This is a genomic window from Sphingobacterium sp. GVS05A (assembly GCF_019969845.1).
In the GTDB taxonomy this organism is placed as follows: Bacteria; Bacteroidota; Bacteroidia; order Sphingobacteriales; family Sphingobacteriaceae; genus Sphingobacterium.
In genome coordinates, this window is the sequence record NZ_JAHXYR010000002.1 from 686,832 (window position 1) to 712,175 (window position 25,344).

The following is a 25,344-nucleotide window of genomic DNA, read 5'->3' on the forward strand; positions in this document are numbered from 1 at the left end:
ATCATATTATTCAAAATTATGGAAGAGAAATCGACATGGGCCAGATTAAGATGGCCTATCAAAGCACTTATTATCGCGGTACCTATTTTAGCTATTGGCTATTGGGCGATGCAATCAGGCAAATTCGACACTACCCCAACTGTTAATAAAGCTGATACAACCAGTTTCAACGCACCAGATGCAGCTACCCCAACCTCTGGAAGCGCACGTTCATTCAATTATCAACCTGAAAAACCCGTTGATGGAGAGTATAAGGGTGTTGTAGAAGTGGGCGCCTCAGGATTTAATTCCTTTGTCGTCAATATGGATAAAGAAAATCGTTGGGAGATTATTTCCAAAGATTTTGGTAAATCCTTTGCTTATGAAGGCTTAGCCAATACAGAAGATATCCGTAAAGGTTTAAAAGACTATATCGGCATGATGCTCGATAAAGGTGTGAAATCCAAAAACATCCACTTTGTTATCAGCTCTGGCGCACAGAAAGAACCTAAGACAACTGTGATTAGTTCCGAACTCAGAAAAATGGGTTTTGTTGTTAACTTAGTGACTGCCGAACAAGAAGGGAAGCTAGCGCTTAAATCTGTTCTTCCTAAGGCTTATGAAGAAAACTCTTTTGTTGTGGATATCGGTTCGGGCAACACCAAGATCTCCTGGATTGATGGTGATACCAAATCTGAGGAAGCACCTGGTGCAAAATATTATGAAAAAGATCTAAAAGACGATGCCGTTTATGCGGAAGTGAAAAAATTAGGTGAGAAAATACCTGCTGCAAAAAGAGAAGTATGTTTTATCATTGGCGGCGTTCCCTTTGAACTAGCATCTCAGACACGTCAAGGAGAGGAACGGTTTACTGTATTGAATGACCCTTCCTCTTATAAAGCAGAAAAAATAAAAACCAAAAGCGGAGTAAACATCTACAAAGCACTTAAGGATGCGACCAATTGCGATACCTTTGTATTTGACTGGGACGCAAACTTCACGATCGGCTTCTTGCTTTCATTGAATAAATAATTACATTTTACAGCAACAAAAAGAGCTGTACTTCTTTCAAAGTACAGCTCTTTTTGTATCATCATTACAAACCTTAGCCCATAAAGCTCAAAAGATATAATACTAAAAGAATCAAAAGGATCAGAGATACTATTTTCCAGACACTGTACGGTCTTTGTCCATAAACCTTGCCATTGAAAGCATTCACCATAATCTGATAACTCTTACCTTTATACTGATAAGCTGAGAGCCAGACCGGCAACAAAATATATTTCAATCTGATCGACTTAAAATCGCTATCGATGGAATCAATGTCCTGTGTATCCCCGCCAATATCATCTTCCACCTGTCGCACAATTTCACGATCCATAATAGCACGGGCAGTTCCGGCAGCCACCACATGATCAACACTGAAAGTCTCCGCGATAAAACCACTTAAATACTGTTCATTAAACGGTTTCAGGTAATCTAGGTTCCAAGGACCAATTTTGTCCGAGAACTTTTCGGGCAGTGAGGTCGATCCAGAAATAACAATATCTCTAAATCGACTATAGATCCTTCCTGAAGCCGGATACCAGTTCGTACGGCGCTCTTCATATTCCTCCGTTTCACCGTCTGAATTACGTCGTGTCCGTGTTACATAATAATATTCCCCACGGGATCCTTCATAAGAAGAATCTACATCGGAGTCATAGGACCAAAATGGGATGTAAACACCCTTTAAGCGATCATTCCGTGTATTAAAGATTTTTTTGAAATCATTGGGGGCAAACCAGACCTTCCCTGCCCATTGGGTCAATAATCCAAACGCCTGTTTGTAGTCCACTGTGAAAGGTACAAGTCCGTGGGGTCTGACAATACGTCTTTGCTGATGATCAATAACCAATGGCGATGCACAGAAAGCACAGACATCTGCGGTAACATGCGGATTCAACCTTGAATTAGCGCCACAGTTGTTGCAATGAACAACCTCAGCTAGATAACTATAACGTTCATCTGCTACGCCTTCCATCGCTTTACCAAAAACCTTATAATCCGTTGCTTCAATCTCGCCACTTACTGGCATTTCATCCGCAATTTCATTTTTTGTCCCACAATAAGAACATTCCAGATAAGAAGTTCCTGGCTGATAGGTCAAAACGGCACCACAACCTTGGCATTTTAACCCCCGATCTATTTCGGAGGTTTTCTCTTCAAAACTCATACTCGTGATAGCACTTATATCTCTAAACTCCAGGAATTGGCGGCGGGGTTTGCGAAAACAAATCCTTCAATTCAACAACTTTATCGGCCTCGGTCCAGTTATCGAGCCCTTCTTTCCATACTAATGTTGATGTGGTAAACGTACCTTCACCCACTAATCCGCGCAATTGTTCCTGATCGAAAGGTCCCTCCTGCTTGCCTTTTATAGCCAGGTAATAAGCAACAGCCTTGGGTAATGGTGGTGGCCCAGCTGATCCCGCTGCAACAGCTCCCGCACCGGCAACACCAGCAGGGTTATTCCCGTCAAAATTATTCTGTTGGAATACATTGCCCATTTGTCCAACCATCCCAGCACCCAAACCTGCACCAAAGCCCGCACCAACAATACCACCACTGCTTGGATTTTCCGCTGCTTTCTCCATCGAATTGGCTGCCTGGAATTGCGCATAAGCACCAAGGTTCCCAACCACACCCATACTACTTCTTTTATCCAGTGCTTTTTCCACTTCTTCTGGAAATGAGATATTCTCAATCAAAAATTTGGTCAAGCTCAATCCGATCTCCTCAAAATCTCCAGTAATCTTTTGTTGAATCAATGCCGAAACTTCATCGTAGTTAGACGCTAAATCCAACGCCGGAATTTTTGACTCCGCAATAGCATCCATACCTCTTGAGACAGCAATATTGCGCAATTGCTCAGTAATATCATCTACAGTAAATACCGGGGTCGTGGCAACCAGCTGTTTCATAAAAACAGGGACATCTTTCACTTGGAATGAAAAATTTCCAAAAGCGCGAAGACGTATCGGCCCAAATTCAGGGTCACGCAACATAATCGGATTTTTTGTTCCCCAACGTTGATTGACAAACTGACGTAGGTTAATAAAATAGACATCAGCCTTAAACGGGCTATTAAAGCCGTACTTCCAACCTCTGATGGTTGTCATAATCGGCATGTTTTGAGTTGTCAATTCATATCTTCCGGGTTGGAATACATCGGCGACCACACCCTCATTTAAAAACACCGCTGCTTGCCCCTCACGTACAGTAAGTTGCGCACCCATTTTTATTTCATTCTGATACCTAGGAAATTTCCATACGATCGTATCAGTACTATTATCGACCCACTCGATAATATCAATAAATTCATTCCTGATTTTATCAAATAACCCCATAAATTTTTCTCTTTATAATTACTTACACTAAATGTAAACATTTCTTGGGAAATCGCCAATTTTACCAATCATATCAGAAACCATAGATATCTAAAAAATTTAGTCTTCCATACCGTATATCGTTTTTATTTTTTATACTTTTGTTAGCTAAGTTCTACATAAATTTATGAGTACATATAACGAAGACAGTATTAGGTCCCTGGATTGGAAAGAGCATATCCGCCTTCGTCCGGGAATGTACATAGGAAAATTGGGGGACGGTTCGGCCTACGATGATGGCATCTATGTCTTATTGAAGGAAGTCGTCGACAACTCGATTGACGAATTTGTGATGGGTGCCGGTAAAACCATTGATATCACTGTAAACGAAAACAAAGTTTCAGTACGCGATTATGGCCGTGGAATTCCGATTGGCTCTGTCGTAGATGTAGTTTCCAAAATCAATACTGGTGGTAAATATGACAGCAAGGCCTTCCAAAAATCCGTTGGATTAAATGGTGTGGGTACAAAAGCCGTCAATGCATTATCCAGCCAGTTTACGGTACAATCCTACCGCCAAAATATAACGCGTATCGCACAGTTTTCCAAAGGGGAATTGGTAAATGATGAGCAGAAAGACACTACTCAACGTAATGGTACGTCGGTAACATTCTATCCAGACGATTCTATTTTCAGAAACTACAAATACCGTTCAGAATTTGTAGAGAATATGATCTGGAATTATGTTTTTCTGAATTCAGGTCTTACGATCAACTTCAATGGACAGCGATTTATTTCCGAGAATGGATTAAAAGATCTATTAGAAAGGAATATTGACGCCGAATCCATGCGCTATCCAATCATTCACCTACGCGGGGAAGACATCGAGATTGCAATGACCCATGGTCAACAGTATGGAGAAGAATATTATTCCTTTGTTAATGGTCAGCATACAACACAAGGGGGAACACATCAAGCAGCATTCCGCGAAGCACTTGTAAAAACCATTCGCGAGTTCTACAAAAAAGAATTTGATGCATCAGATATTCGATCCTCGATTATTGGTGCAATCGCCATAAAAGTACAGGAACCGGTTTTCGAATCCCAGACAAAAACAAAATTAGGCTCTCAGAGTGTAGGCCCAGAAGGCCCTACTGTAAGAGGGTTTATCAATGATTTTCTCAAAAAAGCATTGGATGATTACCTGCATAAAAATCCAAGTACTGCCGATGCGCTTCAAAAACGTATTCTCCAATCTGAAAGAGAACGGAAGGATATTGCAGGGATCAAAAAACTAGCGAATGAAAGGGCTAAAAAGGCCTCTTTACACAACCGCAAATTGCGTGACTGTAAAGTCCATTTCAGCGATAAAAACGAGCGTAACCAAGAAACGACACTTTTCATAACAGAGGGAGACTCCGCTTCAGGTTCGATCACCAAATCACGTGACGTACAGACTCAAGCTGTTTTCAGCTTAAAAGGAAAACCGTTGAACTCTTATGGCATGTCCAAAAAGATCGTTTATGAAAACGAAGAGTTCAATCTCTTGCAGCACGCCCTCAATATTGAAGATGGGTTAGATGGACTACGTTATAATAATATCGTTATCGCTACAGATGCCGATGTCGATGGCATGCACATCCGACTTCTGTTATTGACCTTTTTCTTACAGTTTTTCCCTGATTTGGTCAAAGCGGGACATGTATCTATCCTCCAAACACCATTATTCAGGGTGCGGAACAAAAAGGAGACGATCTACTGTTATTCGGATGAAGAAAGACAAAAAGCAATTGCAAAACTAGGAGCTAAGCCTGAGATCACGCGATTTAAAGGTTTAGGTGAAATATCACCCTCCGAATTTGGTCTCTTTATCGGAAAAGATATCCGTCTTGATCCCGTTATCTTATCAAAAGACAATAAAATTCAACAATTATTAGAATATTACATGGGCAAAAACACACCAGATCGACAAAAACATATTGTCGAGAATCTACGTGTAGAAGTAGACCTTGAAGAAGAACTAACAAAAAAAGCGGGTTAATTTAACCCGCTTTTTTGCGACCTACGACCAATATTTCATGCACAACCAAACCTTAATTCTGATCCAATGTCAAGATGCTGTTGGATTAGTAGCCAATATTTCCAACACACTGGCCCAGTATCAGCTTAACATCATTACCATGCGGGAATATGTTGATGAGGAGGCGAACAAGTTTTTTGTCCGCGTTGTCTGCAATGGACTTTTTCCTGATCAAACGCAGCTGGCCAATTCCCTAGCCAACGTACTTCCTCCCTCAGCTCAGATTCAAGTCAACCCTAGTAATCGAAAGAAAATTGTTGTTCTCGTAACCAAAGAGCACCACTGTTTAGCAGATATTCTTGTACGGCAACATTTTGAAACCTGGGGAGCAGAAGTACAGGCTGTCATTAGTAATTATGATACTTTACGTTCGTTTACGGATAAATTTGAGATCCCATTCCATTATATTTCGCATGAAGGTATATCGAAAGAAGATTTTGAGACACAATTGATTGCCCAAATCAAACAATACGATTTTGATTATATTATTCTAGCAAAATTTATGCGAATCCTCTCTCCCCTATTTGTTGCAACATTCGAAAATAAGTTGGTCAATATTCATCATTCATTTCTGCCTGCATTTATAGGGGCAAACCCTTACAAGCAGGCACATTCTCGAGGTGTAAAAATCATTGGTGCGACAGCACACTTTGTCACGGACCAGCTTGATGAAGGCCCTATCATAGTTCAAGATATTCGTCATGTCAATCATACCTATACAGTCAAAGATATGGTTACTGCTGGGAAGGAGATTGAAAAAGCCGTTTTAAGTAGAGCGATCCGTTTATTGAGTGAAGACCGTGTGATGCTCAACGATTACAAAACGATTGTATTTGAATAGTGATCACAATCATCACTTTACACGTATAGTCATTATTTTTTTATCGCGTTATTCTTGATTATTTCGTAAAAGAACTATTTAAGAATGACGCACACTTTCCATATCCCTGTATTAGGACTTGCTTTTTCAATAGACTCAGCAATCAAAGTTGCCCGTTATGGCATCTCAACGGTCATGTCTATTGTAGACGATGAGCTCATAGAGCGCATCCGGGCATATTACTGCAAACTTAACCAACTAGCCTATAACCCCATTTATAAGAACGAAGAAGATTATAGGGCCAGTCGAATCACCGCTTACCTTGACTTGGTCAAGACTTTAGTAGAACAGCAGATGGAAACACTAAAGCAGCAAGCTTTTACAAAGGATTCTGATTTAACAAAATATTTTCAGTTATTGCCGGAATCTCATCCTGCTAGACCAATCTATCATGCCATGGAGATTGAGTCCAATTCCAGCATTAGGAAGCAGTTACAAGAATTATTGATCGGCTATGTAAACCCCGGCGAAATCGATGTCAATATTATGTCCAAAGTGGATAAACTGAATTTCAGAAATAATACTGCCTTAGATCAAAAATATTCAGATGCATCAGCTGCACTACGTGGATTCGCCAATTCCTCATTACATTCTGCTGTTATCCTATCAGCGGGAATGAATCCTCATTTATATGCCTATTTGGCCGAATTACCAGCATTCTTTCCAAAAGCTGATGGCACGTTTGACAAAAAGGTTGTTTTGAAAGTCAGCGACTTTAGATCATCGCTTATCCAGGCAAAATATCTAGCAAAAAAAGGTGTTTGGGTATCTGAATTCCGGGTAGAGTCTGGATTGAACTGTGGTGGGCATGCATTCGCTACTGATGGTTTTTTATTGGGTCCCATCCTTGAGGAATTCAAAGAGAAAAAAGAAAACTTAAAAATTGAACTCTTTACAATTTATCAGGATTATTGGGCATCCCAAGGTGTACTATTAACGGTTTTGCCCCCAATTAGATACACTGTACAAGGCGGAGTAGGGACAGCTATGGAACACAGGTTTCTATTGGATTACTATGAATTCGATGCCGTAGGTTGGGGTTCTCCATTTCTAATGGTTCCAGAGGCAACAACTGTAGACAATGAAACATTGAAAGCACTGGAGGAAGCTGAGAAAACAGATTTCTATTGCAGTGGAGCATCGCCTTTAGGAGTACCATTTAATAATTTTAGACCAAGCAGTGCCGAAAAGTTACGATTAGAACGCATCAAAAAAGGGAGACCGGGTAGCCCCTGCAAAAAGGAATATCTTATCGCTAATCGTGAGTTCGGAGAAAAACCGATTTGTACCGCTTCGCGCGCTTATCAGCATCAAAAGATCCAAGAACTGCAAGGGCAAGGACTTACCGTTGAAGAATATAACAGGTCATTCGATACCATCACTGAAAAAACCTGTCTCTGTGAAGGTCTGGCGGCTCCTGCCTATCTCAAATACGGCATCCAACGAAATAAAGAACAGGTTGCTGTTTCTATTTGCCCCGGACCGAATCTGGTTTGGTTCAAAAGACAGTATTCTTTAAAACAGATGGTTGATCATATTTATGGTCGGGGTTCTATCCTAGAGCATTCAGATAGACCATTTGTGCTAATCAATGAATTAGACCTTTACATCGATCATATTCAAAAGTACGTCGAGGTCAATAAAGACATCCTCAATGACAAAAAAATAAAATATATCACTAAGTTCAAGGCGCAATTACAGCTAGGGATAGATTACTATCATAATCTACAAAATAAGCTCGTTTGTATCCCTAAAAGTACCCTAGAAGCCATACCATTACAATTGGAACTTGCTATGATCCGTTTAAAGAATGTTCGTATTTAGGTACCATATCTATTCATGTTAAACATAAAACGCGGCAGGTCTTGTAGACCTGCCGCGTTTTATGTTATTAAGTACTTGCGTTTATTCAACAGCAAGATCTACTTTGCAATTTTACGAAATTTCCCAAAAACGCCCAGCGGTAATTTTGGTCCTGCAGTTGCCTGTAGAAAAAGTTCTCCAATCTCTAAATTCTCCACTTTCGGAAATGCAGTTTTTATTAGATTCTCAACAATGACTGAAGAGAACCCTAATGAATAAGTATTTAAGATCAAGAAATGCTCCTTAGGATCCAGTAATTGAACAACCTCAGTCATCATCTCCATGATATGATCTTCAAGCTTCCATTTCTCCCCTTTTGGCCCATGTCCATATGCTGGTGGATCCAATATGATACCATTGTAAGTATTTCCGCGTTTTAGCTCACGCTTGACAAACTTCAAAGCGTCCTCAACCATCCAACGAATATTGTCAAGATTGGAAATCTCCATATTTTCATTGGCCCAGGTCACAACCTGCTTAATGGAATCGACGTGTGTTGTATCTGCTCCCGCAGCCTTAGCTATTAATGAAGCACCTCCCGTATAAGCAAAAAGATTTAAAACTTTAGGTTTTTCAGTCTTGAAAGAACGAACAGATTCCGAAATATAATCCCAATTGACAGCCTGTTCAGGAAATATACCAACATGCTTAAACGAGGTAAGGCCCAACCTAAACTTGATCGCTACATCATCGTTTTTATATTGGATATGCCAACGATCTTGAATCTTCGGATTTTTTTTCAACCATTCTCCAGAGGTAGCTGAACGCCCCTTGAACTTGATATGATAACGTTTGTTCCATTCTGCATCGCTCAAAGCCTTAGGCCATACAGCTTGTGGTTCGGGTCTGATTAATATAAGATCTCCAAAACGTTCTAATTTTTCAAAATCACCACAGTCAATGAGCTCATAGTCCTTCCAGTGTTGTGGGGTCAATAGTTGTATATTCGTTGTTGCCAAAATCAAAATTTTGCGACAAAACTAAGCTAAATTTCTTTCATATTGAAATTTAGCGTTCGCCCATCCATTTTAAAAATAACATTCGTAAGATTGAAGCATATAAAAATTCCATGTAAATCAATAAAGACACAATCTGTACAAAAAGCATCTATTGATTACAGATTTCAATCATACGCTTTTTTTCCAGCATTTATAGTCCCATAGAGGCCTTTGCACTTTTCATCAACGGGCTTGCAAACACAAAATTATTTAATTCTTCTACATCTGACCGCATCATATCTTTATTGGATCCCTCCCAGAATTTCTGTCCTTTATATAAAAACAGAATATATTCACCTATTCCCATAACCGAATTCATATCATGGGTCACAACGACCGTTGTACACTTTAATTCTTGCGTAATTTTAAGAACCAGCTCGTCGATTACAATAGAGGTTTCAGGATCTAAACCTGAGTTGGGTTCATCACAAAAAAGATATTTGGGATTCATACTGATTGCACGCGCAATTCCTACCCGTTTTTTCATCCCTCCGGATAACTCCGCGGGGAACAACTTGTTGCGCCCCTCTAAATTAACTTGTTCCAAGCAATGGTTCGCACGGTCCAATTTCTCAGATTTAGACATATCTGTGAACATATCCAGCGAGAACATAATATTCTGCTCGACTGTCATTGAATCGAATAAGGCCGAATTTTGGAACAGCATACCTATTTCTTTCCGGATGGGCACGCGTTCCTCAAAATTCATCCGCGTGAAGTCCGTTTGGTCAAACAACACTTTTCCTTTTTCCGGATGATGTAATCCGACAATACATTTTAATAAGGTACTTTTTCCCGAACCAGATCCACCAATAATTAAACTCACTTTTCCAGGTTCAAAATTTGCACTGATCCCCTTTAAAACATGGTTATCACCGAAAGACTTATTAATATTTTCAATTTGAATCATATGATCTTTTTAAAGCATTAATGCTGTAATCACATAGTCTGCTGCCAGAATGGTAATACATCCAACTACAACAGCTTCAGTGCTCGCTTGTCCTACTTCTAAGGCCCCCCCCTTCACTTTATACCCTTTATATGCAGATACAGAAGTAATAATAAAGCCAAATACAACAGCCTTTACAAGTGCTACGGTCACTGTAAATCCATTAAAATTATCTTGAATACCTAAAATATAATCCGCCGGAGTTACAGCTCCAGAAAGAGAGCCACCCAATAGACCACCTACTAATGCACAGACTATGGCGATAATAACCAGCATCGGAATCATAGTCACTCCTGCCAATATTTTAGGCAATATGAGATAACCCGGAGCATTTATCCCCATAATCTCCAAAGCGTCAATCTGCTCAGTCACACGCATTGACCCAATCTGGGAAGAAATCGATGAGCCAATTTTCCCCATCAGTACCAATCCCGAAATCGTAGGCCCCAACTCCAAAATATTTGAATCCCTATTGATGGAACCAATAATCGAATTTGGAATTAGATCGGAAACCATCTGAAAAGCGATCTGCATGGTCATTACCGCTCCAATAAACGTGGAAATGATCACAATAAGTCCCAAAGATCCTATACCGATATCGGTCATTGTCAGCATGGTCTCTTTCCAATAGATACGCCCCTTCTCCGGCCTTTTAAAGACTGACTTCAGTAGTATTAGATACGCACCAATGTGATGAAAAATCATATTATCAATTTAAATTCTATGTATTATACAATACCAAGCACGATGTTTGGCACATGTATCCATTAAAGGTACTTAATTCCAACAAATATATAAACAAGCGAAAACCTAAAAAGTAGGAGAAAAACAAAATTACTTACCGATCAATTAGTCACATTTACCGAATTTTTATGTATAATAGCCTAATCTTTCGTACAGTGTCTAACAAAGCGATCTACTTTTGGGATATATAACAAACGGAATTAGTCATGAACACACAACGTATAACAACTGGAATTACAATTCTTTTTATAGGAATTGTCTTATTATTATCCCAACTTAATAGTATTTCCTTTAATTGGGTAGGAATTTTCAGATATTGGCCATTATTTATTGTCCTCGCTGGAATCCGTATGCTGGTCCCTAAGGATCAACAAATCGGACAGTTTATTGCTATCGGTGCTACCGTAGTTATCCTGGGTTTTCTTACATATATCGGATTATCTACTCCAAAAGAGCCGCTTTTGACGCAATTATTAAAAAACAAGGGGGTACAGATCGATATGGACGATCCAAATGATAAGACCAACTATACAACAAAAAAACTACAGGTACCCTTGGACAATAAAATCCAAAGCGCAACTTTGAATGTCGATTTAGGAGCTACATCCTTAAAAAACGATAGTATAACTACATCCTCAATTTTCACAGCATACAATACCTCTAGTGAATATCTTTTGGGTATGACTACCCATGGGGAATCTTCAGATAAAATTGATATTAACTTAAAAGGCAAATTCAAAGACAAAGATTTTAATAGCAAAAATAACAATACCTACATTGCACTCAATCCAAATATCGTATGGAGACTGAACTTTGATATTGGTGCAATTGATGCCAAATTGGATCTTTCACCATATAAAATTGAGGTATTGGATATTGATGCCGGAGCGACAAGTCTAAAATTAAAACTTGGACAACCTTTAGCAACAACAAAAATATCCATGGACGCCGGTGCATCTTCGATCGAAATTGCAATCCCTAAAAATGCAGCATGTCGTATCACCAGCGATAATGCCCTGTCGTCAACTTCTTATGAAGGCGATTTCCTAAAAATGGATGGTATGGTAAAATCAACTAATTATGATGCAGCGACTGAAAAATTTGATTTTGACATCAATGGCGGAATTGCTTCAATAAAAATTAGAAGATATTAATTGGCAGTGATTTTTTAGTCAAGAAAAGCTAACTTTGTGTTATATATGAGCACAAGTAATATGTTGACTTTACCAGGGATCTATTGTAATTCCAAGGTAGAATATTCGAGATGGAAAACAAGGGAAATTCAGATCGGTGATATCCCTATGGGTGGAGACAACCCGATCCGCATTCAAAGTATGACTACTGTGGATACAATGGATACACTCGGCTCTGTAGAACAGACTATTCGAATGGTAGAAGCAGGTTGTGAATATGTTCGTATCACTGCACCAAGTATAAAGGAAGCTCAGAATCTTGCAAATATAAAAAGTGAACTTCGAAAAAGAGGTTATAACGTACCCTTAGTAGCAGATATCCACTTTACACCAAATGCTGCTGAAGTTGCCGCCCGGATAGTCGAGAAAGTTCGGGTAAATCCAGGTAATTATGCCGATAAGAAGAAATTTGACCTGTTGTCATATACTGAAGCGGAATATAAATTAGAATTAGAACGTATCTACACCAAGTTTACTCCGCTGGTAAACATTTGTAAAGAGTATGGTACTGCCATGCGGATTGGTACAAACCATGGTTCTCTTTCAGATCGGATCATGAGCCATTATGGGGATACTCCTGAAGGAATGGTAGAATCCGCCATGGAATTTATCCGGATGTGCGAAGATCTCAATTTCTATAATCTATGTATTTCAATGAAATCCTCCAATCCTCAAGTAATGGTCAAGGCCTACCGCTTGCTGGTTGAAAAGATGGTTTCTGAAAACATGAACTATCCGCTACATCTTGGCGTGACAGAAGCTGGTGATGGAGAGGATGGTCGTGTGAAATCTGCTGTAGGGATAGGTACACTTTTAGAAGACGGACTTGGCGATACAGTACGGGTTTCTCTTACGGAAGAGCCTGAACGCGAAGCCCCAGTAGCAATAGCGTTGGTCAATAGATATAGTCAGCGAAAAAACGCTCTGGCCAATCAACCAAAAGAAGAAATCACGCAGCTCTCCATAGATAGTCCAACTATTCCCTATCAGAGTCAAGAGGTCAATACCTTCATTGGTGGTTCCCTGGTTCCCAGAATTGTAACAGATATCTCGAATGAAAATCTGAAAGACGCCCAAATTCTTACAAAAGTTGGTTACCGCTATGATATCCTTTTGGATAAATATCATATGGGTGAGCAATCCGTAGATTTTGTTTATCTAGGGGATCATCTGCCTTCATTTAATATGCCCGCAAATTTAAAGCAGGTATATAATTTTGAGACATGGTCCAACCTTAAAGACAAAACAAATATCCATCCACTCTATACGCTGGAAGAGTTTGTACATGTAGACAATAAGGATAGTGTATTGAATATGGTAAAAATTCGTAATACGGATTTAACGAGCCCGTTATTTGAATCATTACCGTTAGACAAGACTGTTGTATTTATATTAGAAACCGACCATACACACGGAATGGCGGATCAACGCCAATTTTTCCGAAATCTGCAAGAAATCGGCATTGATAATCCCGTCATTATCAAAAGATCCTATCGTAAGGAGGATTTTTCAGGTCCTATGGGCGAGTTTATGAACCCCGAGGAGCCTATCTCGAAAATACAGTTATATGCCTCCACAGATATGGGCGCATTGTTAATTGACGGTTTAGGTTCCGGCATATGGATTGATTCTCCGGCGACCCCATTAGAAAACATTGCATCTCTTTCCTTCGGAATATTGCAGGCAACCCGCTCAAGAATATCAAAAACAGAATATATCTCCTGCCCAAGCTGTGGAAGAACACTGTTTGATCTTCAGGAAACCACTCAAATGATTCGGAGTCGCACCAATCACCTCAAAGGCTTGAAAATTGGCATTATGGGTTGTATCGTGAATGGCCCTGGTGAGATGGCTGATGCAGACTATGGATATGTAGGAGCCGGTCCTGATAAAGTAACCTTATATAGGGGCCAGGAAGTCGTCAAAAAGAATGTCAGTTCAGCAAAGGCATTGGACGAATTGATCAAGATTATCCAAGATGATGGGCTATGGATCGATGAAGTACAAGAATAAGCGATAATATAATAAGGAAGGGGATCAAATGATCCCCTTCCTTATTATATTATAAATTCAATTTTATCAATTGAGTCTTCTTGTCTTACTTAGCGGACAGAAAATCTTTTTACCACAGTCTCCGATCCCGCAACAACGCGCACAAAATAAAATCCAGTTGTTAATTTGCCGCCATGTTCAAAAGAAAGATTCTGAACACCAGCGTCAAGATTTCCATTCATCAATTGTAGAATTTCATTGCCTAATGCATCCATGACTTTAATAGACACACTAGATGACTTTGCCAGTTTAAAGGAAAGATTGACTTGTTCGGCAATTGGATTATAAAATACTTTAACGTTATTGATCAGTTTCTCAGTATCTTTAATATTGTGATCCCCAAATCCCTCATTACCGTTCCAAGTACCTTGCAAAAAAGTATGGTCATCAGGAGACTTTGCATACACTTGGCTTACCCCGCTGCACAAGGTCAGTGTGGTAATAAGTGTTAAATAAGCTGCTTTAAGTAGATTTCTCCCCATAGTGTTAAATTAGACTTCAAATATTGGTTACGGTTTAATCAAATATAACGCTAACTATTTGAATTATCAACAACAAAGTTAGTATTTTGTTTAAAATTTTTTGAGCTAAAGTAGGGATCGATAGATTCTTTTAACAAATTTTAACAGCTATTGCGCATGTCAAATGAAATGCTAAAATTTGGCGCAGCAAATGTACCTGCTTAAAGTACAGACAAAAAGTCTATTTTTGCATTATATTTTGAAATAAAATAATAATTAAATGACAGATAACAGTCATCACAACAGTATCAATAAGGTGAGTGTCGCCGGATTATTGATCAGTTTAGGAATCGTGTTTGGGGATATCGGTACCTCGCCGCTATATGTCTTCAAAGCAATCATGGGGCAAGGTGCCATTCAAAAAGATCTTGTTTTGGGAGGTCTCTCCTGCGTCTTTTGGACACTTACCCTGCAAACAACCATCAAATATGTCTGGATCACCTTACGTGCTGACAATAAAGGCGAAGGTGGAATTCTTTCACTTTACTCTTTGGTTCGCAAACGAGCACCATGGTTGATCTTCCCAGCAATGATAGGTGCAGCCACATTGCTAGCTGATGGGATGATTACACCCGCTATCACAATATCCTCTGCGATAGAAGGTTTGGATATCAAATTCCCAGGTCTTCCAACGGTACCGATTGTGGTAACGATTATTTCTTTACTTTTTATTATTCAACGATTTGGCACTTCTGTTGTCGGAAAAGTATTCGGCCCGTTAATGACAATATGGTTCACCATTATTGGAGTTCTTGGTCTGTCCCATCTCCATTTGGCCCCAGAAGTAATGAAAGCAATTAATCCGTATTATGCCTTTCATATCTTAATCACCTACCCACACTCTCTACTCTTGATCGGTGCTGTATTCCTTTGTACAACAGGTGCTGAAGCCTTATATTCAGATATGGGACATTGTGGTAAGGCAAATATTCGCATTAGCTGGATTTATGTTAAGATCACACTGATATTAAACTATTTTGGTCAAGGAGCTTGGTTATTAACACAGGAAGGTCGTGTCTTAGGCGGAGCAAATCCGTTTTACTCCATTATGCCAGATTGGTTTATCGGTTATGGTATCGCTATCGCAACTATTGCCGCCGTGATCGCCAGTCAGGCCATGATCTCGGGATCCTACACCTTAATTTCAGAAGCTGTTCGTTTAAACATCTGGCCCAAAGTCGCTATCCGCTATCCTAGTGAGCATAAAGGTCAATTATATGTCCCGTCAATCAACCTTATCCTATGGATTGGTTGTATGATCGTTATCTGGGTCTTTGAAGAATCAAGCAAAATGGATGCAGCCTATGGTCTTGCCATCAACCTAACGGTACTGATGACAACCGTTTTAATGGGTTATTTCCTAGCCATGAAAAAAGTCAACCGCGTACTCATTGGTATTTTCCTAGTAGCGTATTTTGTGATAGAATTGACATTCCTGATCGGTAATGGTGTAAAAATTGCCCATGGTGGTTGGTTGACACTTTTATTAGCGATTGCCTTGTTTGGTACAATGTACTGCTGGTATACCGCGCGTAAGATTAAAAATCGATTTGTCAACTTTATCAATATCAACAAATATTATCCGATTATATCGGAATTGAGCGAAGACAAGTCTGTTCCGCCCTTTGCGTCACATTTGGTATACTTGACTAGTGCAAATTTCAAATCTGAGATTGAAGCCAAAATTATTTACTCCATCATTAATAAAAAACCTAAACGCGCTGACGTATATTGGTTGGTACACGTAGATGTTATGGACCATCCTCACACAAGGGAATATTCCATTGATCAGCTGATCCCTGGAAAACTTATACGGATTGACTTCAAATTGGGTTTTAGAGAAGAACAGCGTATTAGCCTACTCTTCAGAAAAGTAGTTGAAGAAATGGTTAAAAAAGGTGAAATTGACATCACAAGTCAATACGAAACACTCCGTAAACATAATATTCCAGGAGATTTCAAATTTGTCGTACTGGAAAAGGTATTATCCAAAACCAACCAGATGTCATGGATCGAAAAAGTGATTATGGACATCTATGGGTACTTGAAAAAAATGAGTTTATCCGAAGAAAAGGGATTTGGTTTAGATTCCAGTTTCGTCACGATTGAACGAGTTCCACTGAATTTCCCGCAGACATCGGAGGTTCATCTCATACGAAAAGATTAAGTCTTAAAGGTGGTGCAGAAGCATCACCTTTTTTATTCAATAGAATTGCATTACTTTTGTTGCAAATATTATATCATGGCAGACGCTAATCCAACAAAGAAATTACACCCTCGAAATAGACATCTCGATAATTACAATTTTGACGAACTTAGCAAAATCGAACCTTCCTTAAAAGATTTTGTTACAGTAAATGCTTATAAGCTCAAAACAATTGATTTTAACAACCCCGATGCTGTTAAGGTTTTAAATCAAGCACTTCTAAAAAAATACTACCACATCCAACATTGGGATATCCCAAAGGAAAATCTATGCCCTCCTATTCCAGGTAGAGCAGATTATATTCATTATGTTGCGGATGTTCTTGCCAGAGATAATAACGGTGAAATTCCAAAAGGAGGAAAGGTACGGGTGCTAGATATTGGTGTGGGAGCCAGTTGTATCTATCCCATTATTGGTCACCAAGAATATGGCTGGAGTTTTGTTGGTTCAGAAATCATAAAAAAAGCGTATAAAAACGCGATTGAAATTACGCGTACCAATGTGAGCTTAAAAAAGAACATCCAAATACGATTACAGAACAATCCAAAAGCGATTTTCAAAGATATCATCCTCCCAGATGAAAAATTTGACATGATCATCTGCAATCCACCTTTCTTTAGTTCGCAGACAGAAGCATTACAACAATCCGTACGTAAAGCTACAGGTATAAAAAATGCTAAATTAGATGAGAATACCGTTGTCCAGACGTTTTCAGGACAAGGAAGTGAACTTTGGTGTGATGGCGGCGAGAAAGCCTTCTTGACACGCATGATATTTGAGAGTCAATTCTACAAAGATCAGGTTAAATGGTTCTCCTCATTGGTTGCTCATCGTGAAGACGTTCGTTTTCTACAGCATAAGTTAAAGAAAATCAATGTAAAAGAGTCCGAAGTTATCCGCATGGAACAAGGTAACAAAGTAAGCCGAATACTTTTGTGGAGATTTTAAATAGAAAAGGAGCTATTGAAAAATAGCTCCTTTTCTATTTAAATATCATAGATACCAGATCTCTAAATAGCTGCTGATTTATTTAGTTTAGAATGTTTATAACCGTACATAAAATACACTCCTAAACCAAGAACCAACCAAATCACGAAAATAATCCAGTTACTTGCACCAAGCTCGGTCATCAAATAAAGATTAATCAATATTCCGATAACAGGTAAAAGCGAGAAATTCATTTTAAAGCTATAAATACTCAAACCCAACCATGTTAGCCAAAAAATGATCACTAACATTTTATGTTCTACTATTTCCAAAATGGAAAGCTTCTTCCATTCATTCAATGTATCTTTTCCATAGATTCCTATCAAGACAATCGCGATTATGAGTCCTGCTCCAACCAGGTATTTACCATTGATGTAGGGAACCTTAAATTTGGATTTGGCCGATAATCCCGAATAATCCATATACAGTACACCCGCGCAGACTAAAATAAAAGCGAAGAACGTACCAACACTCGTCAAATCAACAAAGAAGTCCATCTTGAAAAATAAAGAAGGAATTGCTACAACAAGACCTGTTACAATTGTCGCAAAAGAGGGTGTTTTATATTTCGGGTGAATAGTGGCAAATTTCTTCCATAATAACCCGTCCCTACTCATTGTCATCCAAATCCTCGGTTGAGCCAGTTGATAAACCAAAAGAGCACTGGTAATCGCGATAACAGATGTTACTGATATCACCCCAGCCATATGGTCAAATCCAACATACTTAAACACAAAAGCCAAAGGATCTTTTACATTGAGTTCAGTATAATTTACCATCCCCGTCAACACCAATGTAATAGCCACATACAATACTGTGCAAATCAATAAACAATAAATCATTGCTTTAGGTAGATCACGTTGAGGGTTTTTACATTCCTCGGCGGTTGTTGAGATCGAATCAAATCCGATAAAAGCAAAGAATACGGCCGCCACACTTCCAAGTACCCCCTGTAGGCCATTTGGTGCAAAAGGAGTCCAATTTTCGGGCTTCACATAAAAAATTCCACCAAAAATTACCGCCAGAATTATCCCAACCTTGATCATAACCATAATCATACTTGCTTTTTGGGATTCCTTAATGCCTATATAAACGAGCCAAGTGACCAAAAAGGTAATTACCCCCGCGGGTAAATCAAATATAATAGGCATTCCTCCGATCCGTGGCGCACTATTAAATGCAGCAAGTCCATGTTGATCAATAGCCGTAAGACTTGACATTCCATGTTGATTCATTTTATCCACAGCATCATAAGCATACCCTGGCGCCATCGAAAGCCAAGCAGGCATGTGCAGTCCAAACCCCTCCAGCATAGAAACAAAATATTGCGACCAGGAAATAGCTATTACCGTATTTGAAACTGCATATTCTAATACCAACGCCCAGCCGATAATCCAGGCAAACAGCTCACCAAAAGCCACATAGGCATACGTATAAGCTGATCCCGAGACAGGTACAGTACTGGCAAACTGTGCATATGCCAGTGCTGTAAACACGCAGGCAAAAGCAGTAAAAATAAATAGAAGAGAAACGGCAGGCCCACCTTCATAACTCGCTAATCCGATGGTGCTAAAGATTCCAGCTCCCACAATAGCGGCTATACCCAATGAAACCAGATCGGTTACCCCCAAAACCTTCGCGAGGCCAGTTCCACCCTCCTTTTGGGTATCCAGTAGGATCTGATCAACACTTTTCTTCCGAAAAAGTCTATGTGACATGTAATATTAGTTTTATACTTAAAATTATGCGAAAATAAATATTTTCAAGGTCTTATACTATTGGTATTTTTTGGACAGACTATTTAAAGTCGACCAACTTATAATGAATATATTGATAAATCTCTTGATAATCCGCCATATGATGCTGTAAATAAGAAATCAATTGTTCCGTCAATAACTCACGCTGATGCTCCTGAACTTCAAATTGCCATAAGCGTTTACAGATATTGAAAAGCGCACCCGCAATTTTTTCAATATGCGCATAATCATAGATATATTTCCAGTCAATAAATTGATGGTAAAATTTATCAAACTTAGGAATATCACGTAATTGGTTTATTTTCAAAAATTTCCGCACAGCATCTTCGTTCACCTGGGACATTGCAGCATAGAACTTATCTATAGACACTGCCTTTTGCTGTGTCAGGATATGATCCAGTAACAACTCTAAAGCAATATGTGCCATAAAGGAAGGTCGAATGGGCAGTCCCTGTAGACTTGACTGTATCTGTAACTTTAATTGATGTGTGTGATGAAAAAAATAAGTTGAATTATGAAAGAGACGATCAACCTCTATATGACGGTTCCAACCGATATAAAGTTGTTCCAACAATGGGTTATCCAGCAATTCATCTTCATATTGCCTGGGTTTAAGCACAAAAGTTTTATCGGCATTTTTTAACAGATCAGGTAACAACCCGCCAACAATTCGCTCCGGATTGGTCGCAAACCGCTCAAAATAAAAATGTGATAAAAAATTCATATTAGCTTATTAGCGTGTGCTTTTATATGGAATTATTCGCTCAATATACGCTTAATCTCCTATCTTTGCATCTTGTAAATTAAAAAATTAAATCCATTTAACAATGAGCTTTGTAGAAGAATTACGTTGGAGAGGCATGCTGCAAGATATTATGCCTGGAACTGAAGACTTACTGAATAAAGAAAAAGTCGCTGGCTATATCGGCTTTGATCCCACAGGAGACTCTCTACACGTAGGACACTTAACTCAAATCATGACCTTGATCCATTTCCAAAATGCGGGGCATAAACCAGTAGCATTGGTGGGTGGCGCAACAGGAATGATTGGAGACCCTTCTTTCAAATCTGCAGAGCGTAACTTACTTGACGAAGCAACCTTACAACATAATGTTGCATGTCTGAAAAAACAGTTAGGCAAATTTCTTGAATTTGGAGAAGGTGAAAATGATGCCCAGATGGTTAATAATTACGACTGGTTCAAAGATTTCAGCTTTTTGGACTTTATCCGTGATATCGGTAAAATGATTACCGTCAACTATATGATGGCAAAGGATTCTGTAAAAAAACGTTTAGAAGGAGACAATGGTCTATCATTTACAGAATTCACCTATCAATTGATTCAAGGTTACGATTTCTATTATCTGTGGAAACACCACAATTGTAAAATACAAATGGGTGGATCTGATCAATGGGGTAATATTGTCACAGGAAGTGAAATGATTCGTCGTCAAGATCAGGGAACAGCTTATGCCATTACGACACAATTGATTAAAAAAGCAGATGGCCAAAAATTCGGAAAAACAGAATCTGGGGCAGTCTGGTTAGATCCAAAGAAAACTTCGCCCTATAAATATTATCAATTTTGGTTAAACACCTCGGATGACGATGCCAAAAGCTGGATTAAGATCTTTACACTTAAACCGCAGGCAGAAATCGAGACGATCATTGCAGAGCACGATGCCGCACCACATTTGCGTATTGTCCAAAAAGCATTGGCAAAAGATATCACCATTCGCACCCATTCTGAAGAAGCTTATGAGACTGCTATTAAAACCTCTGAGTTTCTTTTTGGCAACGGCTCATTGGAATTTCTAAACGATTTAGATCACGAAGCTGTCCTTGAAGTATTTGAAGGTATTCCACAATTTCAGGTAACAAGAGAAGATTTAAAAGCAGGAATCAATATCCTCGATCTGTTGGCTGTCAACACACAAGTTTTCCCTTCAAAAGGCGAAGCACGTAAAATGCTCCAAGGTGGTGGTGTTTCTATCAACCGTGAAAAAGTAACAGATATTGAACAAGTGATCACCGAAAGCAATTTGGTGAACAATAAATATATTATTGCACAGAGAGGTAAGAAAAACTACTATCTGATTATTGCATAAACGTAGGTTTAGGCAATAAAAAATCCCTTTTTACGGTGTAAAAAGGGATTTTTTATTTATTATAAATAGTCATTAAAGTCGGTCATAAAATCGATCTCATTTTAAACTCATGTAAGATTGATCCTGCTGCTATAGTCATTTATTTTAATAATTTTTCAAAAGCCCGACGAGCAGCACCTCGAAAATGTACTTCTCCACAATATTGATACCCTAACTTATCAAATACGTGCAACATCCCCCCATTATCAAAATTCGTATCCACTTTAATACTATATACCCCGTTATTTACCGCTATTTCTTCCACCCCTTGCATGATGGCTGTACCAACGCCTTTTACATGCGGATCCTGAGCTGAGGCCAAACGATGAATGCCCACATATTCCCCATCACTAAGCCATTTGCCATCAATATTATTATAAGCAGGTTCGATATCAAAAATAATAGCAACATAGCCGATGATTTTATCATCAACCTCCACGACATGCCCATAGCCTTTCGCTATATCTGACTGTACCACATCTTCATTTGGATAACCATCTTGCCACTGTCGACTGCCTTGCTCCTTTCGTAATGCGATTGCCTGTTGTATAATTTCCCAAATTCTTCCTTTATCTGCCTGTTCCGCTTTTCGTATCTGAAACTTATTCATAATGCCTTAATTTGATCAGTAAAACTACATAATTTACTTTAACCGTAAAAGACAGACAAAACCACTATATTCTAATTCACTTAGCTCAATCTTTCCAAAAATCTATTCTCAAGGCATAGTATTTGCTAGTTATAATTGTTATTATTCATTTAATAGCCTATCTGAAATTATTCGTTTATGAAAAAATTACAAACTTAAAATAATAGTGTTCATGATCTTCAAAATACTATCAAAATAACTAAGTTTGTAAGCAGTATAATTGTGAGCTTTTCAATGTCAAATAAAGGAAATACATTTAGGCAGGCAGGAAATTCAGTTTCTGGCAAGCGTGCCCCGTCAAAAGAATCGGCAACATTTAAAAAAGAAAAAAGTCAAACAACCAGTGTCCCTAGGGATTACTCAGATGCGCAACAGAAGACGGTCAAAATTTTAGGGATTTTGTTGATTGTACTTTCGTTGGCTTTTGCCACTGCTTTTGTCTCTTATCTTTTTACATGGGAAGATGACCAAAGTTATATCGCCAAAACTAATGGCGGTTGGGGAACCCTTTTTAGTTCCTCCGAAGAAATTCACGATGAGGCTGTCGAACTACCTGTCGTTGACAATAAATTAGGGAAATTCGGTGCTTTACTGGCGAATCAATTTATGTATGAATGGTTTGGCGTTGCCTCTTTCCTCTTTATTCCGGTATTATTCATTTTGGGCTATCGTCTATTATTTAAAAAATCCTTGCTTCCATTATACCGTACTGTTGTTTACTCATTTGTGGCGATTGTTTTTATTTCTGTAACATTGGGATTCTTACATGGATTTATGGCAGATACACCGCATATGCTGGAAGGCAAATTTGGCTTTTGGACCAATAAGCTGCTCGAAGCACAGGTTGGGATTGTGGGTGTGGGTTGTATTTTAGCATTTGCATACCTGACAACATTGATACTATTATACAACTTGGATTTCAAATTTGTATTGTTCAGCAATCGAAACCCCAAATCTTTATCCGAGGAGCTTGAAGATGAAGACAGCGAAGATTCCTATACTGGAAATAACCTAAGAACCAAAGTTCATGTAGAGGATGATTCTATACAATCTGTTAGAGAATCTTTCCAACGACCAACTTCAATAAATGAAAGATTTCAATCCAGTCGGGAGAAAGACGCGCAACAAGAGCTTGAGCGCCCTGCATTTTCACATCACCCCATACCAGAGATACAAATAGATCCGAAGGACAAGGTTGTACTCACCTTTGATGACAGCCCTCTGGAACGTACGGAGAGTACGCCTTCCATTAGCTTCACCATTGATCAACCAGATGAAGATACGGAAGAACTAGATAGCCCAAGTATTCAGGAAAACTATAGTCCCGCTATAACAATTACCCCTCAACCCGAGCCAGAGCTCCCTGTTGAAGTTGCCATAGTACCTGGTCTGGTTGTCGAGGATATTAAAGAAGAAAAAGAAATTACAGCGAGCGATCTAGTTGCCCAATTTGGTCAATATGACCCTAAATTGGACTTATCGGGCTATCAACACCCTACACTCGACCTATTACGAGATTATGGAAGTGGTAAAATTACCATCAATCAGCATGAACTTGAAGCAAACAAAAACAAAATTGTCGATACACTTAGAAACTATAGCATTGAGATTGAAAGTATAAAAGCCACAATTGGCCCTACGGTTACCCTATACGAGATTATACCGAAACCCGGCGTACGGATATCAAAAATCAAAAATCTGGAAGACGACATTGCCTTAAGCCTTGCTGCACTTGGAATTCGGATTATAGCACCAATGCCGGGTAAAGGAACCATCGGTATTGAAGTACCGAACTCAAGTCCAGAAATGGTATCCATGCGATCTGTTTTGGCTACCGAAAAGTTCCAAAAAACAGATATGGATCTTCCAATTGCATTGGGAAAAACAATTTCTAATGAGGTCTATATTGCCGATTTAGCAAAGATGCCTCACCTTCTGGTTGCAGGTGCCACAGGTCAGGGTAAATCCGTTGGTATCAATGCGATTTTGACGTCTTTATTGTATAAAAAGCATCCTGCTGAACTCAAATTTGTGCTTGTCGATCCTAAAAAAGTTGAACTTTCCCTATTCAAAAAAGTTGAACGTCATTTCTTGGCCAAACTACCCGATGAGGAGGAAGCGATCATTACCGACACAAAAAAAGTTATCAATACCTTAAACTCACTTTGTATCGAGATGGATCAGCGTTATGACCTGTTAAAAAATGCACAGGTTCGTAATTTAAAAGAATATAATGCAAAATTTATCAATCGCAGATTAAACCCTGAGGAGGGTCACCGATTCTTACCATATATCGTTCTTATTGTTGATGAGTTTGCCGATTTGATGATGACTGCCGGAAAAGAAGTAGAAACCCCTATTGCACGACTGGCCCAATTGGCCCGTGCCGTAGGAATTCACTTGGTCATTGCGACCCAACGTCCTTCAGTCAATATCATTACAGGTACAATCAAAGCAAACTTCCCAGCACGTCTTGCATTCCGTGTGTTATCAAAAGTAGATTCGCGAACTATCTTAGATACTGGCGGAGCAGATCAGTTAATTGGCCGCGGGGATATGCTGCTGGCTACTGGAAGTGATTTGATACGTATTCAGTGTGCATTTGTCGATACACCAGAAGTTGAACAGATCTCCGATTATATCGGAGCACAACGTGGTTATCCATCGGCATTTATGCTCCCAGAATACGTTGATGAAAACGGAGAAGGTTCAGGTAGCGTAGATTTTGATCCAAAAGATCGCGATCAATTGTTTGAAGACGCTGCTCGTTTGATTGTCATGCATCAACAAGGTTCTACATCTTTAATCCAACGTAAATTGAAACTGGGTTATAATAGAGCTGGAAGAATCATCGATCAATTGGAAGCCGCCGGAATTGTCGGCCCATTTGAAGGAAGTAAAGCACGTGAAGTTCTTTATCCAGATGAATATTCATTAGAACAGTATTTGGAGACATTAAGAAACAATTAAC

The 25,344-nt window shown here is 39.1% G+C and carries 19 protein-coding genes; 10 read left to right on the plus strand and 9 right to left on the minus strand.

Features of this window, described 5'->3' with window-relative positions:
* The first annotated feature begins 18 nt into the window (after positions 1-18).
* The gene (locus LC454_RS07610; protein WP_223581173.1) at positions 19-1,011 is read left to right on the plus strand and encodes a hypothetical protein; all 993 of its coding nucleotides are present in this window, start codon (positions 19-21) and stop codon (positions 1,009-1,011) included.
* A gap of 73 nt (positions 1,012-1,084) precedes the next feature.
* Here LC454_RS07610 and LC454_RS07615 read toward each other — a convergent pair whose 3' ends face one another.
* Both LC454_RS07615 and LC454_RS07620 read right to left on the minus strand, forming a co-directional pair.
* Positions 1,085-2,194 (minus strand): zinc finger domain-containing protein, encoded by a 1,110-nt coding sequence (locus tag LC454_RS07615; protein WP_223581174.1) that lies wholly within the window; start codon positions 2,192-2,194, stop codon positions 1,085-1,087.
* 22 nt (positions 2,195-2,216) lie between these two features.
* Positions 2,217-3,368 (minus strand): SPFH domain-containing protein, encoded by a 1,152-nt coding sequence (locus tag LC454_RS07620; protein ID WP_223581175.1) that lies wholly within the window; start codon positions 3,366-3,368, stop codon positions 2,217-2,219.
* A gap of 166 nt (positions 3,369-3,534) precedes the next feature.
* On the opposite strand from LC454_RS07620, the gene LC454_RS07625 reads away from it, so the two are divergent.
* The 3 genes from LC454_RS07625 to LC454_RS07635 all read left to right on the plus strand — a co-directional run bounded on the left by LC454_RS07625 (position 3,535) and on the right by LC454_RS07635 (position 8,131).
* Positions 3,535-5,388, plus strand: coding sequence for a DNA topoisomerase IV subunit B (locus LC454_RS07625; RefSeq protein WP_120262205.1), 1,854 nt, complete (start codon positions 3,535-3,537; stop codon positions 5,386-5,388).
* Between the two features lie 37 nt (positions 5,389-5,425).
* Positions 5,426-6,268, plus strand: coding sequence for a formyltetrahydrofolate deformylase (purU, locus tag LC454_RS07630; protein ID WP_223581176.1), 843 nt, complete (start codon positions 5,426-5,428; stop codon positions 6,266-6,268).
* 84 nt (positions 6,269-6,352) lie between these two features.
* On the plus strand, positions 6,353-8,131 hold the full coding sequence (locus tag LC454_RS07635; RefSeq protein ID WP_223581177.1) for a hypothetical protein: 1,779 nt from the start codon (positions 6,353-6,355) through the stop codon (positions 8,129-8,131).
* A 98-nt stretch (positions 8,132-8,229) separates the two neighbouring features.
* Here LC454_RS07635 and LC454_RS07640 read toward each other — a convergent pair whose 3' ends face one another.
* The 3 genes from LC454_RS07640 to LC454_RS07650 form a co-directional block, all read right to left on the minus strand.
* Positions 8,230-9,135, minus strand: coding sequence for a class I SAM-dependent methyltransferase (locus LC454_RS07640; protein ID WP_223581179.1), 906 nt, complete (start codon positions 9,133-9,135; stop codon positions 8,230-8,232).
* A 184-nt stretch (positions 9,136-9,319) separates the two neighbouring features.
* Positions 9,320-10,078, minus strand: a complete 759-nt coding sequence (locus LC454_RS07645; RefSeq protein WP_223581181.1) for an ABC transporter ATP-binding protein — start codon at positions 10,076-10,078, stop codon at positions 9,320-9,322.
* Positions 10,079-10,087: 9 nt separating this feature from the next.
* Entirely contained in the window at positions 10,088-10,822 is a 735-nt protein-coding gene (locus LC454_RS07650) for an MlaE family ABC transporter permease (protein ID WP_120262200.1), read from the minus strand.
* Between the two features lie 245 nt (positions 10,823-11,067).
* Between LC454_RS07650 and LC454_RS07655 the strand changes: the two genes are divergently transcribed.
* Both LC454_RS07655 and ispG read left to right on the plus strand, forming a co-directional pair.
* The gene (locus tag LC454_RS07655; RefSeq protein ID WP_223581183.1) at positions 11,068-12,015 is read left to right on the plus strand and encodes a LiaI-LiaF-like domain-containing protein; all 948 of its coding nucleotides are present in this window, start codon (positions 11,068-11,070) and stop codon (positions 12,013-12,015) included.
* Positions 12,016-12,060: 45 nt separating this feature from the next.
* Entirely contained in the window at positions 12,061-14,067 is a 2,007-nt protein-coding gene (gene ispG / locus LC454_RS07660) for a (E)-4-hydroxy-3-methylbut-2-enyl-diphosphate synthase (RefSeq protein ID WP_223581185.1), read from the plus strand.
* An 89-nt stretch (positions 14,068-14,156) separates the two neighbouring features.
* On the opposite strand, the gene LC454_RS07665 is transcribed toward ispG, so the two are convergent.
* Positions 14,157-14,588 (minus strand): T9SS type A sorting domain-containing protein, encoded by a 432-nt coding sequence (locus LC454_RS07665; RefSeq protein ID WP_223581187.1) that lies wholly within the window; start codon positions 14,586-14,588, stop codon positions 14,157-14,159.
* Positions 14,589-14,847: 259 nt separating this feature from the next.
* Between LC454_RS07665 and LC454_RS07670 the strand changes: the two genes are divergently transcribed.
* Together LC454_RS07670 and rlmF are read left to right on the plus strand one after the other, a co-directional pair.
* Positions 14,848-16,794 carry a KUP/HAK/KT family potassium transporter gene (locus LC454_RS07670; protein ID WP_223581189.1) on the plus strand — a complete coding sequence of 649 codons (1,947 nt, stop codon included), beginning with the start codon at positions 14,848-14,850 and terminating at the stop codon, positions 16,792-16,794.
* Between the two features lie 75 nt (positions 16,795-16,869).
* The gene (gene rlmF, locus LC454_RS07675) at positions 16,870-17,781 is read left to right on the plus strand and encodes a 23S rRNA (adenine(1618)-N(6))-methyltransferase RlmF (RefSeq protein WP_223581191.1); all 912 of its coding nucleotides are present in this window, start codon (positions 16,870-16,872) and stop codon (positions 17,779-17,781) included.
* Between the two features lie 62 nt (positions 17,782-17,843).
* Here the strand turns inward: rlmF and LC454_RS07680 are convergent, their stop codons facing one another.
* Together LC454_RS07680 and LC454_RS07685 are read right to left on the minus strand one after the other, a co-directional pair.
* Positions 17,844-19,538 carry an amino acid permease gene (locus tag LC454_RS07680; protein ID WP_223581193.1) on the minus strand — a complete coding sequence of 565 codons (1,695 nt, stop codon included), beginning with the start codon at positions 19,536-19,538 and terminating at the stop codon, positions 17,844-17,846.
* Between the two features lie 79 nt (positions 19,539-19,617).
* Complete coding sequence (locus LC454_RS07685; RefSeq protein WP_223581195.1) at positions 19,618-20,301, minus strand: hypothetical protein; 684 nt, start codon at positions 20,299-20,301, stop codon at positions 19,618-19,620.
* Positions 20,302-20,404: 103 nt separating this feature from the next.
* On the opposite strand from LC454_RS07685, the gene tyrS reads away from it, so the two are divergent.
* On the plus strand, positions 20,405-21,685 hold the full coding sequence (gene tyrS / locus LC454_RS07690) for a tyrosine--tRNA ligase (protein ID WP_223581197.1): 1,281 nt from the start codon (positions 20,405-20,407) through the stop codon (positions 21,683-21,685).
* Between the two features lie 139 nt (positions 21,686-21,824).
* On the opposite strand, the gene LC454_RS07695 is transcribed toward tyrS, so the two are convergent.
* Entirely contained in the window at positions 21,825-22,334 is a 510-nt protein-coding gene (locus LC454_RS07695; RefSeq protein WP_223581199.1) for a GNAT family N-acetyltransferase, read from the minus strand.
* Positions 22,335-22,607: 273 nt separating this feature from the next.
* Between LC454_RS07695 and LC454_RS07700 the strand changes: the two genes are divergently transcribed.
* The gene (locus tag LC454_RS07700) at positions 22,608-25,343 is read left to right on the plus strand and encodes an FtsK/SpoIIIE family DNA translocase (RefSeq protein WP_223581201.1); all 2,736 of its coding nucleotides are present in this window, start codon (positions 22,608-22,610) and stop codon (positions 25,341-25,343) included.
* The last annotated feature ends 1 nt before the right edge of the window (position 25,344 follow it).